Raw genomic sequence first — 15,881 nt, forward strand, 5'->3', positions numbered from 1 at the left:
CGCAGCGTCGGACGTCCGGGAAGAACCGGTCGCTTCGAGACGTTGGGACCGGTATGCGCATCGAGATCTGGTCCGACGTCGTGTGTCCGTGGTGCTACATCGGCAAACGTCGCCTCGAGCGCGCCCTCGCCGGCTTCGAGCACGCCGACGAGGTGGAGGTGGTCTACCGCTCCTTCGAGCTCGACCCTTCGGCTCCGCGGGACTCCACGGAGCCCGTCGTCGAGGTGATCGCCCGCAAGTACGGCGGCGGAGTGGACGGCGCCCGACAGATGCTCCAGCGGGTCAGCGAGGTGGCCGCCGAGGAGGGTCTCGAGTACCACCTCGAGCGCACCCTGCGCGGCAACACCGTGGACGCGCACCGGCTGCTGCACCTGGCGCTCGAGCAGGGCGGCCCGCGCCTGCAGGGGGAGCTGAAGGAGGCGCTGCTGGCGGCGTACTTCACCCGCACCGAGAACGTCGCCGACCACGACGTGCTGCGCAAGGTCGCCGCCGACACCGGCCTCGACGCCGCCCGGGTCGAGCAGATGCTCGGCTCGCAGGAGTTCACCGACGACGTGCACGCCGACGTCGCGCAGGCACAGGCGTTCGGGGCGAGCGGGGTGCCGTTCTTCGTCGTCGACCGGGCGTACGGCGTCTCGGGGGCGCAGCCGGTGGAGGTCTTCGCCGACGTCCTGGAGCGGGCCTGGGCCGCCGCCCACCCGACCCTGACGGTGGTCGGCGCCGACCAGGACGCGGCCTGCGGGCCGGACGGCTGCCCGGTCTGACGCGGCGCCGATGCAGACGTTCCTGCCCTACCCCGACTTCGAGCGCTCCGCCCGCTCGCTGGACGACAAGCGGCTCGGCAAGCAGCGGGTCGAGGGCATCCAGGTGCTCCGCGGGCTGGTCCGCCCCGGCTACGGCTGGCGCCACCACCCGGCCGTGCTGATGTGGAAGGGCCATGAGGAGGCGCTGGTGCGCTACGCCCTGACCTGCTGCGAGGTCTGGGTCGGGCGGGGGTTCGCCGACACGTGTGCGACCACCCTGGTGACCGATCTCCGGGAGGCCGGGACCTCGACCGTGCGCAGCCAGCCCGAGCTCCGCGAGGCCGCGGCGCTGCCGGTCTGGCTCGGTGACGAGGCGTTCCACCGCAGTCACCGCTCCGCCTTGCTGCGCAAGGATCCCGAGCACTACCGCTCGCTGTTCAGTGACGTCCCGGACGACCTTCCCTACGTGTGGCCCGGCCCCTCGCGATGAGCCGGACACCGGCCGCGACGGAGAGTCCGATCGGGTAGGGTTGCCGGCGGGCACAGCGTCGTGCAGGTCGCCCTCGCACCCGGGGCCCGGGCAGGCGGGGAGGACGGCCAGTCAGCCGACCGACAAGCACTGAGGAAGCCGAAGTGAGCAAGCCCGTCGTACTCATCGCCGAAGAGCTCAGCCCCGCCACCGTCGAGGCGCTCGGCCCGGACTTCGAGATCCGGCACTGCAACGGCGCCGACCGCGCCGAGCTGCTGCCGGCGCTGGCCGACGCCGACGCGATCCTGGTGCGCAGCGCCACCAAGGTGGACTCCGAGGCGCTGGCCGCCGGGCGCCGGCTCAAGGTGATCGCCCGGGCCGGGGTCGGCCTGGACAACGTCGACGTCAAGGCCGCCACCCAGAGCGGGGTGATGGTGGTCAACGCGCCCACCTCCAACATCGTCTCCGCCGCCGAGCTGGCCGTCGCGCTGATGCTGGCCGCCGCCCGCCACGTCGCGCCGGCGAACGCGGCGTTGAAGAACGGCGAGTGGAAGCGCAGCAAGTACACCGGCATCGAGCTCTACGAGAAGACCGTCGGGATCGTGGGCCTCGGCCGGATCGGAGTGCTGGTCGCGCAGCGGCTCAGCGCCTTCGGCATGAAGGTGATCGCCTACGACCCCTACGTCCAGGCCGGCCGTGCCGCCCAGATGGGCGTCCGGCTGGTGAGCCTCGACGAGCTGCTCGCCGAGTCCGACTTCATGAGCGTGCACCTGCCCAAGACCCCGGAGACCATCGGTCTGATCGGCGAGGACGAGCTCGCCAGGGTCAAGCCCAGCCTGGTGCTGGTCGACGCCGCGCGCGGCGGCATCGTCGACGAGCACGCGCTCTACCTGGCCGTGAAGGAGGGCCGGGTGGCCGCCGCCGGCCTGGACGTGTTCGCCACCGAGCCCTGCACCGACAGCCCGCTGTTCGAGTTCGAGAACGTCGTGGCCACCCCGCACCTGGGCGCGTCCACCGACGAGGCCCAGGAGAAGGCCGGCATCGCGGTGGCGCGGTCGGTGCGGCTGGCGCTCTCCGGCGAGCTGGTCCCCGACGCGGTCAACGTGCAGGGCGGCGTGATCGCCGAGGACGTGCGCCCCGGCATCCCGCTCACCGAGAAGCTCGGCCGGATCTTCACCGGCCTGGCCGGCGAGGTGGCGCAGCAGCTCGACGTCGAGGTCCGCGGCGAGATCACCCAGTACGACGTGAAGGTGCTGGAGCTCGCCGCCCTCAAGGGGGTGTTCGCCGACGTGGTCGAGGAGCAGGTCTCCTACGTGAACGCTCCGCTGCTCGCGGCCGAGCGCGGGGTCGCCGTACGCCTGGTCACCGAGGTCGACAGCCCCGACCACCGCAACCTGATCACGCTGCGCGGCACGCTCGCCGACGGGTCGCAGGTCTCCGTGTCCGGCACCCTGATCGGGCTCGCCCAGCGCGAGCGGCTCGTCGAGGTCGACGGCTACGACGTCGACATCGAGCCCACCGAGCACCTGGCCTTCCTCCGCTACACCGACCGGCCGGGCATGGTCGGCACCGTCGGCGGGATCCTCGGGGCCGCCGAGGTCAACATCGCGGGCATGCAGGTCGCCCGCGACACCAAGGGCGGGCACGCGCTCGTCGCACTGTCGGTCGACTCCGCGATCCCCGCCGCAGTCCTCGAGCAGATCCGCGAGGCCATGGGCGCCGTGTCGGTGCGCGCCGTCGACCTCACGGAGTAGGACCCGTCCCTTTCGTGTCGCCGTGTCCCCCCGGACACCTCACGTCAGGGATCCGTTCACCGTGGCTCACCAGGGTGGGGGCGTCCCCGCACCCACCCTGGAGGAACTTCGTGAACAAGCACCTGATCGCCGGCGCTGCCGGCTGCACGTTCGTCGCGCTCGCCGCCCTCGCTGCTCCCGCGCAGGCGGCCGGACCGTTCTCCTTCGAGCCGATCCCGGGCTCGGCGTACGGCCAGGCGAGCGACTCCTGGACCGAGCCCTACCTCGTCCCGGACGGCTACAGCCAGCACCTGGTGGCCGACGAGACCGTCCTGGACGTCTTCCCGGGCCAGGACGACCTCAGCGACATGAACACCGTGAACGAGACCGGCCCGCAGGCCGGCCGCTACCTGTACCGCACCCACGAGGTCGGTGCCAACGCCGCCATGGTCGTGGTCGACCTGCAGACCGGCGACGCGAAGGTCCTCGTGCAGGACCCGGCGTGGGGTCGCGTGGACGGCATCGAGTGGACGCCGTGGGGCACGCTGCTCTTCGGCGAGGAGCGCGACGGCGGACAGGTCCACGAGGTCTTCCTGGACCCGAAGGACCCGACCCGCGCCGTCCGCGTCGAGGCGCGACCGCAGATCGGCGTGATGCGCCACGAGGGCATCGGCGTCGGCGCCGACGGTTCGGTCTACGTGATCGACGAGCTGAACGGCGGCTCGATCTACAAGTTCGAGCCCACCCGTCGCGGCGACCTCTCCGAGGGCCGGCTCTACGCCCTGCGGCTCAGCGGCCTCTCCGCGGCCGAGCAGAAGTGGTCCCCGGACACTTTCAAGGACAAGGTCGGCTCCTTCGAGTGGGTCGCGCTCGACCAGACGCTCGCCGCCGCCGACGGCAACGCGGCGTCGGACGCGGTCGGTGCCACGGAGTTCGGCCGCCCCGAGGACGTCGAGATCATCGGCAACGTCCTCTACGTCGCCAACACCAGCGAGGACCGGGTGGTCGCGATCGACCTGGGCCAGAAGACCCTGAGCACCTTCGTGCTCCCCGGCCTGAACGTCCCGGCCGAGGACAAGTCCGCCGGAGTGACCGGCTTCAACAACCCCGACAACCTGGCCGAGGGCCCCGGTGGTCGTCTCTGGATCGTCGAGGACAACGACTTCAGCGACATCTGGGCGACCCGCAAGGACACCGACGGTGACGGTGCCGCCGACGGGCTGGACCTCTTCGCCTCGCTGACGGACGAGAACGCGGAGACCTCGGGCATCTACTTCGGGAAGGACCCGAAGACGATGTTCGTCAACATCCAGCACCCCGACAAGCCGCTGGCCGACGGCACCTGGGCGATCACCCGCCGCTGAGCCGAGCCGACTCATCCTGCGTCTCCGGGACCCGGTCCTCCTCGGACCGGGTCTCGGCGCGCTTGCCGGCCACCAGGCTGCTCACCGTGGTCAGGACCAGCACCACGACGATCACGGCCAGCGACATCAGCGTCGGGATCTCCGGGACCTGCTCCCACCGCAGGTGCGCCCAGTGCAGGGCGAGCTTGCCGCCGATGAAGGCAAGGATCACCGCGAGCCCGTAGCCGAGGTGCACCAGCTTGGACAGGGCGCCCTCCAGCACGAAGTACAGCGCTCGCAGGCCGAGCAGGGCGAAGGCGTTGGTGACGAAGACGAGGTAGGGGTCGCTGGTGATGCCGTAGACGGCCGGGACCGAGTCGACGGCGAACACGATGTCGGTGGCGAGCACCGCGACGACCACCAGGGCGAACGGCGTCGCCGCCCTCCGGCCGTCGACCCGGCCGAGCAGCCGGGGACCGTCGTACGCGTCGGTCACGGGCATGAACCGGCGGAGGAACCGCACGCTGCGGATCTTGTCGACGTCGACCTCGTGGCCGGTGCCGGCGCGGGTGTCGCGCAGGATCTTCACCGCGGTCGCGACCAGCACCAGACCGAACAGCAGGAACATGAAGTCGAAGCGGGACAGCGCTGCGGCGCCGAGGGCGATGAAGATGCCCCGCAGGACGAGCGCGCCGATGATGCCGTAGAGCAGCACCCGCTGCTGGAGCACCTTGGGCACCGCGAAGGCGCCGAGCAGCAGCATGAACACGAAGAGGTTGTCCACGCTGAGGGACTTCTCCACCAGGTAGCCGGTGAGGTACTCCAAACCTCGTTCGGACCCGTAGCCGTTCCACACGTAGACGGCGAAGGCCAGCGGCAGGGCGACGTAGAACAACGACCAGCCGACGGCCTCCCGCATCGACACCGCGTGCGGGCGCCGGGTGATGAGGAAGTCGAGGGCGAGCAGGACGAGCACCCCGGCGATGGAGGCGGCCCAGAGCAGGGGAGTGCCGATCGAGTCGAGGGTGGGCTGGGCTTGCGCGGCCAGGATCACAGAGGTCTCCTCAGACGATGTCTGAGGTCTCCTTCACCCGCGGGAGGTGCGGGTGCCGGGTCGAGGCGCCGTGGGGCGCCGTAATGACCGACCAGGACTTCGGGAAGTACTCCCCTCGTCGCAAAGTGTAGGGGAGTCATGCACTATTGCTCAACCCGAGGCTCAGTCCCGGCCCGGGAGCGGCCTCCGGGGTCAGCGCTTGGTGGCGATCAGCACCGAGGCGTCGGGGGCCACCATCACCTCGACGGTGGTGAACCGCTCGTCGGTCAGCCACTGCTCGCGCAGCACGTCGACGCGGCCCTCGTAGACCGGCGGCCACGAGGAGCAGGGGGTGAAGTCGTCCAGGACCACGACGCCGCCGGGCTCGACGAGGTCGATGATCGTGTCCGCGCCGGCGTTCTTGGGCTCCCGCGCGTCGAGGAAGAGCAGTGAGAACGGACCGTGGTCGCGCATCGTGGACCAGTCGGCGGAGAGCACCTCCACCTGGTCGTCGGCCTCGAAGATCTCGCCCGCGGCCTCCGCGAGCCGCGGGTCCAGCTCGGCGCTGATGATCCGCGCGTCGTCGCGGACCCCGCTGCGCAGCCACGCCGTCCCCACGCCGCAGCCGGTGCCGAACTCGGCCAGCGTGCCCGACCGGGTGGCTGCCAGCGTGGCCAGCAGGCGTCCGGTCTCGTTGCGGCAGAAGGACACGTAGCCTCGGGTGCGGGAGACGTCGAACGCCCGCGAGACGATCTCGGGCAGCTCCGGGGGTGCGCTCATGCGGTGAGTCTCTCAAAGATGCCGGTGCTGACCACTACCCGAGATGTCGTCTCACATAGCGGAATGTTCGCAGAAGTCCGCTGCGCACCCGGCGACCGGGTTGTTAGCCTTCGGACACCATGCGGAGCTTCTTCGTACTTATCGACCGCCGTGGCGGGGCCTCTTAAGTAAGGCCACCTCGCCGCGGAGTTCGGCATGTCCGGCCCTACGAAGATCCTCCGCCGCGAGCAGTGAAGCACCGCCACCGCAGAGCTCCTCCGAGATCACCTCGAGCGTCGCGTGACCCGCACCCGAGATCGATCCTCTTCGGCTGGCAGCGGAGACCCCCTCGACCGCGACGGCGGCAATCCCGCCCGGTCTTCCGCACCACCCAGCAAGAGCACCGAGACCCTTCGTCGATCTTCAGGAGCAGACCATGTACGACATGTACCCCGAGTGGGGCCCGGCCCGGCACGACCCCGAGGGCGGCACCTACAGCGCGCTGCAGCAGGCACTCGACCTGCGAGACAACGGCGGTCAGCGCCCCGACGACAACTAGCCTTCGCCGGGTGAGCGACGAAGCGCAGCAGCCCATCGAGTCCCAGCGACCCCACCCAGACGTTCCGGGCGTCCCCGGGGAGAGCGGCCGGGCCATCCGCCTGGCCGTGATCCCCGGCGACGGGATCGGTCCGGAGGTCACGGCCGAGGCCCTCAAGGTCCTCGACGCGGTGACCTCCGGCAGCGCCTCGGGGGTGAGCTTCGACTCCACCCGCTACGACCTCGGCGCCGAGCGCTACCTCGCCACCGGCGAGGTGCTCCCCGACGCGGTCCTCGCCGAGATCCGGGAGCACGACGCGATCCTGCTCGGCGCGGTCGGCGGCCGGCCCGGCGACCCCGCCCTGCCGGCGGGCCTCCTCGAGCGGGGGTTGCTGCTCAAGCTCCGCTTCGAGCTCGACCACTACGTGAACCTGCGGCCCTCGCGCATCTACCCCGGCGCCGTGTCGCCGCTCGCCGACCCCGGTGAGGTGGACTTCGTGGTGGTCCGGGAGGGCACCGAGGGGCCCTACGTCGGCAACGGGGGGCGGTTCCGTCCCGGAACGCCGCACGAGGTCGCCACCGAGGTCAGCATCAACACCGCGTTCGGGGTGGAGCGCGTCGTCCGCGACGCCTTCGCCCGGGCGGCCCGCCGCCCGCGGCGCAAGCTCACGCTGGTCCACAAGACCAACGTGCTGGTGCACGCCGGCGCGGTGTGGTCGCGGGTCGTCGCCGCCGTGGCGCCGGAGTTCCCCGAGGTGAGCGTCGACTACCTGCACGTCGACGCGGCCACCATCTTCCTGGCCACCGACCCGGCGCGCTTCGACGTGATCGTCACCGACAACCTGTTCGGGGACATCCTCACCGACCTCGCCGGCGCCGTGACCGGCGGCATCGGCCTCGCGGCGAGCGGCAACGTGAACCCGGACCGGACGGCGCCGAGCATGTTCGAGCCGGTGCACGGCTCCGCGCCCGACATCGCCGGTCAGCAGAAGGCGGACCCGACGGCGGCGATCCTGTCCGCGGCCCTGCTGCTGGACCACCTCGGGCTCGCCGAGGAGGCCCGTCGGGTCGAGGACGCGGTGGTGGCCGACCTGGCCGGCCGGACCGGGACGGTCGCGGGCGGCGGCCGCCGTACCGCTGCGGTCGGCGACGCGATCGCCGCCCGCCTCACCTGACCCCAGAACACCACGGGATGCCGGACGTCTGATGCTTCCCATGGGCCACGGCCCATGGGAAGCATCAGATCGCCGACATCCCGTGGTAATCCGCGGGACCGAGCGCAGAGAGGTTGGGCTAACGTGCCCCTCATGGAGACGTCACTCGACATCGAGGTCACCGCGACGAGCACTCCGGTCGGCGACGAGCGGCTCGCGGAGATCCTCGCCAACCCCGGTTTCGGCGTGCACTTCACCGACCACATGTTCATGGCCGAGTGGACCCCGCAGGCCGGCTGGCACGACGCGCGGGTGACGCCCTACGCCCCGCTCACCCTCGACCCGGCCACCGCGGTCCTGCACTACGCGCAGGAGATCTTCGAGGGCATGAAGGCCTACCGGCACGCCGACGGCTCGGTGTGGACGTTCCGGCCCGAGGCGAACGCCGCCCGGATGGTCCGCTCCTCCCAGCGGCTGGCACTGCCGGTGCTGCCGGTCGGGGACTTCGTCGCCTCTGTCGACGCGCTGGTGCGGGCCGACGAGCGCTGGGTGCCGGACGCGGCGGGCGAGAAGAGCCTCTACGTGCGGCCGTTCATGTTCGCCTCCGAGGCCTTCCTCGGGGTCCGGCCCTCGCAGCACGTCAGCTACCTCGTGATCGCCTCGCCGGCCGGCGCCTACTTCGCCAAGGGGCTCAAGCCGGTCTCGATCTGGCTGACCGAGGAGTACACCCGCGCCGGTCGCGGCGGGATGGGTGCCGCCAAGACCGGCGGCAACTACGCCAGCTCGCTGGTCGCGCAGCAGGAGGCCACCGAGCACGGCTGCGACCAGGTGGTCTTCCTCGACGCGAGCGAGGGCCGCTACGTCGAGGAGCTCGGCGGCATGAACCTCTACTTCGTCCACGACGACGGCACCGTGGTCACCCCCGAGCTGTCCGGCACGATCCTCGAGGGGATCACCCGCGACTCGATCGTGGAGCTCTGCGGCAAGCTCGGTCACCGGGTCGAGGAGCGCAAGGTCTCGGTCGAGGAGTGGCGCGAGGGCGTCGCGTCCGGCCGGATCACCGAGGTCTTCGCCTGCGGTACGGCGGCCGTGGTCACACCGGTGGGCGTGCTGAAGTGGCGCGACGGCGAGGTCGGCGACCCGGAGCTGACCGGTCCGGTGACCCAGCAGGTCCGGCAGAACCTCGTCGACATCCAGTACGGCCGCGCCGAGGACACCTTCGGCTGGATGCACCGCGTCGTCTGAACCCGGACCGCCCGGACCGGCCGGCCCGGTCACGTCCTGGTCACGCCCCGGCGTGCGCACGGCGGGGGCGGCCCCCGCTCGGCTACCGTTGAACGGTGACTGCCACGAGCTCCGGGCCCGCCGACGTCCAGGTGGGTCCCTACCGCCTGCTGACGAAGATCGGCGAGGGCGGCATGGGGGTGGTGCACCTGGCGCAGGGGCCGGACGGCCACCGGGTAGCGCTCAAGGTGCTGCGCACCCACATCATCGGCGACGACGAGGCGCGCGAGCGGCTCTCCCGCGAGGTCAGCTCGATGCGACGGGTGAGCAGCCCGCGGATCGCGGAGATCATCGACGCCGACCCCTGGGGGGAGACGCCGTACGTCGCCACCCGCTACGTCCCGGGGCTCTCGCTGCACCAGCACGTCCAGCAGGAGGGACCGATCCGGGGTGCGGACCTGCGCTGGTTCGCCGCCGGGCTCGCCGAGGCCGTGATCGCGGTGCACAGCGTCGGTGTGCTGCACCGCGACATCAAGCCGTCCAACGTGCTGCTCGAGGGCCGCTCGCCGGTGCTCATCGACTTCGGTCTGGCCCGGCTCGCCGAGGACCCGCGGCTGACCCACACCGGGTGGCTGCTGGGCACGCCGGGCTACCTGGCGCCGGAGATCCTCTACGGCGAGGACGCCACGACGGCGTCGGACGTGCACGCGTGGGCGGCCACCCTGGTCTTCGCCGCGACCGGGCGCGGCCCGTTCGGCACCGGACCGGCGATGGCGATCATGGACCGCGTGCGGCGCGGCGAGCACGACCTGACCGGGGTGCCGGAGGAGCTGCTGCCGCTGGTGCGCGCGGCGCTCGCCGCGGAGCCCGACGAGCGGCCGAGCACCGGTGCGCTGCTGGCCGCGGTGCGGGGCCCGGCCGGACCCGCGGCCGCCGCTGAGGTCCCGGTCGAGCACCCCACGCTGCCCTACGTGCTGGCCCAGCCGGACCCGGACCCCACCGCGCGGGTCACCGGGTCCGGGGCACCGGTTTCCGGTGCCGGCTCCTGGACGCCGGCGACACCGCCGCCGGCCGCCGTCGCCGGTACGACGACGCCGCTGACGGTGCCCGGGCCGGGCCGGCCGGCTGCCGGGCCTGGCACCACCACGCCGCTGACCGTCGCCGGCCCGCACCCGGCCCCCGGCGGCGTCCCGCCGATGGTCCCGGCCCGGGAGCCGTACATGATGCCGCCGCCGCCCAGCCGGGGCGCCGACCAGCGGCCCCGGCTGGTGCCGCCGACCCCGGGACGGCCGACCGCGACCGCCCGGGCGCAGCGCTTGCTGCTCCTCGGGGGCGGCCTCGCCGTCGTCGCGTTCGGCTTCGCGGCCGCGCCGTACCTCACCTTCCTCGTCCTCACCGCGCTCGCGCTGGCGGTCCGGACGGTCTCCTGGACCACCGAGGCCGCGCGGGAGCGGCAGCACCTGCGGGGCCGGAGGCGCTGGTACGACGCGCCGCTCACCCTCGCCTCGTCGCCGTGGTACCTCCTGGTGGCGACCGGCGGCACGTTGATGCTGGTGACCTGGGCGGGGGTGGTCACCTCCCTCACCGGGCTGGCGCTGGCGCTGGTCGGGCTGCCGCTGTCCTGGGCGCTGATCGGGCTCGGGGGAGTGCTCGGGTTCACGCTGTGGTGGGGTCCGGGGGCGAAGCGGCTGCGGCTGCCGACCTACCGCGTCGTCGCCGCCGTGACCCGGGACCCGTGGGTCGGCTGGACGGTCGTCGCGGCGGTCGGGCTGGTGCTCGGCGTGCTGGTGTACGCCGTCGTCGACGGCGGGGTCAGCTGGGCTCCGGAGCCGGGGGCGCCGTGGCGCAGCGGCACGCTGCTCGGCCGGCTCCTGGGCCGGCTCTGACCTCCCGACCCGCGCCGCCGACCCGCGCGGCTCAGCCGTCCAGCACGACGACCCGCACCGGGTCGTCCGCGGTGTTGGTGAAGCCGCCGCGGTTCCACGCCGGCTCCACCGGCTGCACCCGGCCGGTCGCGTCGTGCGCCCTCGCGCGCAGCAGGTGCTCGCCGGGCCCGGCCTCCCAGTCGAGGGTGAACTCCCGCCAGGCCCAGCGGTGCTCGTCCGGCCCGAGGGCCGCGTCGCGCCAGGTCGCGCCGCCGTCGGTGCTGACCTCCACCCGGGTGACCCCGCCCCAGCCGGACCAGGCCCGCCCGCGCAGCCGCACCGGGCCCGGCCGCAGGACCCGGTCCCGGCTCATGAAGTCGGGATCGCCCGGCGGCATCAGCAGCGCCCGGGGCTCGATCCGGGTGACCGGCACACCTTCGTCGTCGGGCTGCTGACGCAGCCGGTAGGCGGCGTTCTGGTAGCCGTCGAAGGGATGGTCGATGACGGTGATGCTGCGCAGCCACTTGACGTGCGCCATGCCGTACCACCCGGGGACCACGAGCCGGGCCGGGAAGCCGTGCTGGGCCGGCAGCGGTGCGCCGTTCATCGCGAAGGCGATCAGTACGTCGTCCGCGTCGGCCTCCGCCAGGCTCAGGCCGCGCGCGTAGTCCTGCTCGACGCCGCGCTCGAAGCCGTGGTCGTGGCCGGTGAACACGACGTCCACCGCGGAGCCGGTCGGCGCCGCGTCGGCGAGCAGGTCCCGCAGCGGCACCCCGGTCCACTCCGCCGTACCGACCGCGCCGGTGAGCCACGGCTGGCTGACCGGGCGCGGCGAGAGCCCCGCCCGGCCGTTGCCGGCGCACTCCAGGGTGACGCGCACGGTCCGGCTCGGCATCGCGGTCAGGTCCGCCATCGACAGGGAGATCGGATGCTCCACCTCGCCGCCGAGGTCCAGGCGCCAGGTGGCGGCGTCGACGTCGGGCACGTCGTAGTGGGTCAGCACGTAGTGCAGCCCGGGCGGCGTGAGCTCCGCGCGCAGCATCTCCAGCGGCATCGCGTGGTTGCGGCCGGCCAGCCGCAGCTCGTCGATCCCGATGCCCTCACCCGGCTCGGCCACCCGTCCGGGCCTGCTGACCCGCTCCACCGGGATCGTCATGCGGGTCTCTCCTTCGTGTCCGGGTGGGCCGCTATTCCGGCGGCCCTGCGGCCTGTCTACTCCCGCGCACCGGGCCCGGCAACCGCCCGTCCGGGGCAGTGCGGAGCAGACCGGATCGTGGGACCGGGTTCCGGATCGCGGACAACGGTGGCAGACTCGACGCCGTGCAGCAGCAGATCATTATCAGCTAGCGCGTGCGGCCCGGCCGGACGCGCAGACCTCTCGTGACCACGGGAGGTCTTTTTGTTGCCCGACCGCGCCGCGCTGACACGACCGGATCCAGACAAGGGACCACAGATGAGCACCGACCCCCGTCACCCCCGGGACCGCGTGGACGCCGCCTTCCACGTCTACGACACGACGCTGCGCGACGGTGCGCAGCAGGAGGGGCTGAACCTCTCCGTCGCCGACAAGCTGGCGATCGCGCGGCAGCTCGACGACCTCGGGGTCGGCTACATCGAGGGCGGCTGGCCGGGGGCCAACCCCAAGGACACCGAGTTCTTCCGCCGCGCCCGGACCGAGCTGGACCTCCGGCACGCGACGCTGGCCGCCTTCGGTGCCACCCGGCGGGCCGGGGTGCCGGCGGCGGACGACCCGCTGGTGGCCGCGCTGCGTGAGTCGGGTGCCTCGGTGGTCACGCTGGTGGCGAAGTCACACGACCGGCACGTCGAGCTGGCGCTGCGGACCACGCTGGCGGAGAACCTGGCGATGGTCCGGGACACCGTGAGCCACCTGCGCGCGGAGGGCCAGCGGGTCTTCCTCGACGCCGAGCACTTCTTCGACGGCTACCGCGCCAACCGCGACTACGCGCTCGAGGTGCTGCGCACCGCGGCCGAGGCCGGCGCGGAGGTGGTCGCGCTCTGCGACACCAACGGCGGCATGCTCCCGTCGTGGATCGCCGACGTGGTCGACGACGTGCTGAGCACCGGCGTCCGGGTCGGCATCCACTGCCACAACGACACCGGCTGCGCCGTCGCCAACACCCTCGCCGCCGTGGACGCCGGCGCCACCCACGTGCAGGGCACCCTCAACGGCTACGGCGAGCGCACCGGGAACGCCGACCTGGTCTCGGTGGTGGCCAACCTCGAGCTGAAGCTGGACCGGCCGGTGCTGCCCACCGGTGCGCTGCGCGAGGCCACCCGGATCGCGCACGCGGTCGCCGAGGTCACCAACGTCCCGCCCGCCTCGCGGCAGCCGTACGTCGGGGTGAGCGCCTTCGCGCACAAGGCCGGCCTGCACGCCAGCGCGATCAAGGTCGACCCCAACCTCTACCAGCACCTCGACCCGGTCCGGGTCGGCAACGACATGAGGCTGCTGGTCTCCGACATGGCCGGGCGCGCGTCGATCCACCTGAAGAGCCGCGAGCTCGGCTTCGACCTCACCGACAGCCGGGAGGACCAGGACCTGGTGGCCCGGGTGACCGCCCGCGTCAAGGACCTGGAGTCGCGGGGCTTCACCTTCGAGGCGGCGGACGCCTCCTTCGAGCTGCTGCTCGTCGAGGAGGTGGAGGGCCGGCGCCCGTCGTACTTCGACGTGGAGTCCTGGCGCGTCATCACCGACTCGCGGCCGGGGGGCGAGGCGCTCTCCGAGGCAACGGTCAAGCTGCACGCCGGCGGCGCGCGGATCCTGACCACCGGCGAGGGCAACGGGCCGGTGAACGCCCTCGACCACGCGCTGCGCGAGGCGATCGGGCAGGCCTACCCGGAGGTCGCGAAGTTCGAGCTGATCGACTACAAGGTCCGGATCCTCGACCAGGGCCACGGCACCGACGCGGTCACCCGGGTGCTCATCGAGACCACGGACGGGGAGTCCTCGTGGGTGACGGTCGGGGTCGGGGCCAACGTGATCGAGGCGTCCTGGGGCGCGCTGGTCGACGGGGTCACCTTCGGGCTGCGCCGCCACGGAGAGCAGCCGGAGCAGCAGCCGGGCGCGCTCGAGCCGGAAGCCGCGCGCGGCTAGGTCCGGCCGGGCCAGACGATCACCGCACCCGCGCCGCGACCACGGTGACGTCGTCGCGCAGGGACGCGTCCGCCAGGCCGGCGAGCCCGTCGACGAGCTCCTGCAGCGGCCGCTCCCGCAGCCGGGCCGCGGTGGCCCGCAGCCGGGCGATGCCCTCGTCGAGGTCGTGGTCGCGCGACTCCACGACGCCGTCGGTCACGAGCACCAGCAGCGCCCCGGGCTCGAGGTGCTGCCGGGTCACGCCGCGCTCGAGGTCGGCCAGGATCCCCAGCGGTACGCCGGAGCCGGCGCCGAGCGCCTCGGTGCTGCCGTCGGGGTGCACCACCAGAGCCGGCACGTGCCCGGCGTTGCAGAGGGTGAGGAGACCGGTGGCCGGGTCCACCAGCACCGAGACGGCGGTGACGAACTGGTCGGGAGCGTCGCGGGTCATCATGTCGTCCGCGGAGCGCAGCACGGCCTGCGGAGCCGGGTCGACGGTGAGCAGCCCGCGGATCGCGGCCCGGACCCGGATCATCGTGGTGGCCGCACGGACGCCGCGGCCCATCACGTCGCCGACGACCAGTGCCAGCGACCCCTCGGAGGTCCGCACCGCGTCGTACCAGTCGCCGCCCACGTGCTCGAGCTCGTCACCGCCGGGGGCGTAGTGCGCGGCCAGCTCGAAGCCCTCGATCGTGGGCAGCGGACTCGCCGCCAGGCTGGACTGCAGCTGCTCGGCGATGTCGGCGGTGCGGGCCTGGAGCGCGGCACGCTCGGCGGCGATGGCGTACTGGGACGCGAGCGTGTCGAGCAGCTGGCTCTCCTGCAGGGACAGTGGCCGGTGCGTGCCGGCAAGGAACGCGCCGCCGTCGCCGACCGTCGGCAGCTCGCGCGGCACCTGAATCTCGATGCTCCCGCGGAAGATCTCCCGCACCCGTGCCAGACCGGCGGCGAGCACCGTCTCGACCTGCGCCGGCGTCCACGCGCTGACGAAGTCGGCGGTCAGCTCCTGCAGCAGCAGGGCCCGTTCCGCGGCGTCCGCCTCGCGCTGCTGCACCAGTACCTGCTCGGTGACGTCGCGCACGCAGCCGATCGTGCCGGTGGGGGCGCCCCGCTCGTCGGTGGTGACCTTGCCGTGCGCCTCGATCCAGCGCACGGTGCCGTCCGGCCAGAAGATGCGGTTGCGCAGGACGTACGACGAGCGGGCGGCGACCGCCTCCTCCACAACCGCCATGATCCGGTCGTGGTCCTCCGGGTGCAAGGTCGCCTCCCAGGCCTCGAAGGTGCCGTCGAAGCCGCCGGGCGGCATCCCGTAGATCCCCTCGAGCTGCTCGTCCCACACGGTGGTCCCGGAGGCCATGTCCCAGTGCCAGCTGCCGAGCTCGGCGGCCTCGTGCGCCAGCCGCAGGCGCTGCTCGCTGGCGGCGGCCTCGGCCTCCGCCCTGCGCACCTCGGTCATGTCCTCGGCGACGACCACGGCTCCGATCACGACGTCGTCCCGGTCGCGGACGGGGGTGGCGGAGACGGCGGCGAGGAACGTCTCGCCGCCCGGCCGCCGCACGGGCAGGTCACCGCGCCAGGTGTTGCCGGCGAGCACCTCGTCGAGGACGAAGGGGAAGTCGGAGTCACGCTCGGGCACCAGGAGGGCGGCCACGTCCCGCCCGAGCAGCGCCTCCGCCCGGTCGGCGTAGAGATCGGCGGCCGCCTCGTTGACGAACGTGATCAGGCCGTCGGTGTCGGTGGCGACGACGGCGAGCCGGATGGCGTGCAGCAGCTGGAGCTCGTCGATGTAACGGAGCATCTGCGCGTCTCCCTGCTGGCATGCTGCCGCGATGCCCCGCGGCGTCATTCTGCACCCCGCCGGCGCGTCCTGGTGGCACAACACGGAGGAGGTGCGGAGCCCGCCGACCCGGCCCGGGTCCGGTCGGGG

13 protein-coding genes are annotated in these 15,881 nt (G+C 72.8%); 9 read left to right on the forward strand and 4 right to left on the reverse strand.

Going from position 1 to position 15,881, the window contains the following annotated elements; translation table 11 throughout:
• Positions 1 to 53: 53 nt before the first annotated feature.
• From H9L09_RS16340 to H9L09_RS16355, 4 genes are all read left to right on the forward strand, one after another.
• Positions 54 to 764, forward strand: a complete 711-nt coding sequence (locus H9L09_RS16340; RefSeq protein WP_187577905.1) for a DsbA family oxidoreductase — start codon at positions 54 to 56, stop codon at positions 762 to 764.
• Between the two features lie 10 nt (positions 765 to 774).
• A complete protein-coding gene (locus tag H9L09_RS16345; RefSeq protein WP_187577906.1) occupies positions 775 to 1,233 on the forward strand; it encodes an MSMEG_6728 family protein in 459 nt (152 codons plus the stop codon).
• A 143-nt stretch (positions 1,234 to 1,376) separates the two neighbouring features.
• Positions 1,377 to 2,966 (forward strand): phosphoglycerate dehydrogenase, encoded by a 1,590-nt coding sequence (gene serA, locus H9L09_RS16350; protein WP_187577907.1) that lies wholly within the window; start codon positions 1,377 to 1,379, stop codon positions 2,964 to 2,966.
• A 110-nt stretch (positions 2,967 to 3,076) separates the two neighbouring features.
• The gene (locus H9L09_RS16355) at positions 3,077 to 4,309 is read left to right on the forward strand and encodes an alkaline phosphatase PhoX (RefSeq protein WP_223164088.1); all 1,233 of its coding nucleotides are present in this window, start codon (positions 3,077 to 3,079) and stop codon (positions 4,307 to 4,309) included.
• Here H9L09_RS16355 and H9L09_RS16360 read toward each other — a convergent pair.
• On the reverse strand, positions 4,296 to 5,342 hold the full coding sequence (locus H9L09_RS16360) for a TerC family protein (protein WP_187577908.1): 1,047 nt from the start codon (positions 5,340 to 5,342) through the stop codon (positions 4,296 to 4,298). The genes H9L09_RS16355 and H9L09_RS16360 overlap by 14 nt on opposite strands.
• Before the next feature lie 192 nt (positions 5,343 to 5,534).
• Positions 5,535 to 6,101, reverse strand: coding sequence for an O-methyltransferase (locus H9L09_RS16365; protein ID WP_187577909.1), 567 nt, complete (start codon positions 6,099 to 6,101; stop codon positions 5,535 to 5,537).
• 415 nt (positions 6,102 to 6,516) lie between these two features.
• Here H9L09_RS16365 and H9L09_RS22530 point away from each other — a divergent pair, with 415 nt between their 5' ends.
• The 4 genes from H9L09_RS22530 (at position 6,517) to H9L09_RS16380 (ending at position 10,881) form a co-directional block, all read left to right on the forward strand.
• Positions 6,517 to 6,639, forward strand: a complete 123-nt coding sequence (locus tag H9L09_RS22530) for a hypothetical protein (RefSeq protein WP_281390772.1) — start codon at positions 6,517 to 6,519, stop codon at positions 6,637 to 6,639.
• A 94-nt stretch (positions 6,640 to 6,733) separates the two neighbouring features.
• Positions 6,734 to 7,792: a 3-isopropylmalate dehydrogenase gene (locus H9L09_RS16370; RefSeq protein ID WP_223164374.1), complete on the forward strand. Its 1,059-nt coding sequence runs from the start codon at positions 6,734 to 6,736 to the stop codon at positions 7,790 to 7,792.
• A gap of 132 nt (positions 7,793 to 7,924) precedes the next feature.
• Positions 7,925 to 9,016 (forward strand): branched-chain amino acid aminotransferase, encoded by a 1,092-nt coding sequence (locus H9L09_RS16375; protein ID WP_187577910.1) that lies wholly within the window; start codon positions 7,925 to 7,927, stop codon positions 9,014 to 9,016.
• A 95-nt stretch (positions 9,017 to 9,111) separates the two neighbouring features.
• Positions 9,112 to 10,881, forward strand: a complete 1,770-nt coding sequence (locus H9L09_RS16380) for a serine/threonine-protein kinase (RefSeq protein WP_187577911.1) — start codon at positions 9,112 to 9,114, stop codon at positions 10,879 to 10,881.
• Between the two features lie 31 nt (positions 10,882 to 10,912).
• On the opposite strand, the gene H9L09_RS16385 is transcribed toward H9L09_RS16380, so the two are convergent.
• Positions 10,913 to 12,016: a sulfite oxidase gene (locus H9L09_RS16385; protein ID WP_187577912.1), complete on the reverse strand. Its 1,104-nt coding sequence runs from the start codon at positions 12,014 to 12,016 to the stop codon at positions 10,913 to 10,915.
• 297 nt (positions 12,017 to 12,313) lie between these two features.
• On the opposite strand from H9L09_RS16385, the gene cimA reads away from it, so the two are divergent.
• Positions 12,314 to 13,975, forward strand: a complete 1,662-nt coding sequence (gene cimA / locus H9L09_RS16390; RefSeq protein WP_187577913.1) for a citramalate synthase — start codon at positions 12,314 to 12,316, stop codon at positions 13,973 to 13,975.
• Positions 13,976 to 13,994: 19 nt separating this feature from the next.
• On the opposite strand, the gene H9L09_RS16395 is transcribed toward cimA, so the two are convergent.
• The gene (locus H9L09_RS16395; protein WP_187577914.1) at positions 13,995 to 15,752 is read right to left on the reverse strand and encodes a SpoIIE family protein phosphatase; all 1,758 of its coding nucleotides are present in this window, start codon (positions 15,750 to 15,752) and stop codon (positions 13,995 to 13,997) included.
• Between the last annotated feature and the right edge of the window lie 129 nt (positions 15,753 to 15,881).

Origin of the sequence: Nocardioides mesophilus (assembly GCF_014395785.1) — a bacterium.
GTDB classification, from domain to species: Bacteria; Actinomycetota; Actinomycetes; order Propionibacteriales; family Nocardioidaceae; genus Nocardioides_B; species Nocardioides_B mesophilus.

What these genes read in the sequence shown, in the direction of transcription:
- H9L09_RS16365 (WP_187577909.1), bottom strand. Translation starts at nt 6,101, where the DNA reads ATGAGCGCACCCCCGGAGCTGCCCGAGATCGTCTCGCGGGCGTTCGAC.
- H9L09_RS22530 (WP_281390772.1), top strand. Translation starts at nt 6,517, where the DNA reads ATGTACGACATGTACCCCGAGTGGGGCCCGGCCCGGCACGACCCCGAG.
- H9L09_RS16345 (WP_187577906.1), top strand. Translation starts at nt 775, where the DNA reads ATGCAGACGTTCCTGCCCTACCCCGACTTCGAGCGCTCCGCCCGCTCG.
- cimA (WP_187577913.1), top strand. Translation starts at nt 12,314, where the DNA reads ATGAGCACCGACCCCCGTCACCCCCGGGACCGCGTGGACGCCGCCTTC.
- H9L09_RS16340 (WP_187577905.1), top strand. Translation starts at nt 54, where the DNA reads ATGCGCATCGAGATCTGGTCCGACGTCGTGTGTCCGTGGTGCTACATC.
- H9L09_RS16375 (WP_187577910.1), top strand. Translation starts at nt 7,925, where the DNA reads ATGGAGACGTCACTCGACATCGAGGTCACCGCGACGAGCACTCCGGTC.
- H9L09_RS16385 (WP_187577912.1), bottom strand. Translation starts at nt 12,016, where the DNA reads ATGACGATCCCGGTGGAGCGGGTCAGCAGGCCCGGACGGGTGGCCGAG.
- H9L09_RS16395 (WP_187577914.1), bottom strand. Translation starts at nt 15,752, where the DNA reads ATGCTCCGTTACATCGACGAGCTCCAGCTGCTGCACGCCATCCGGCTC.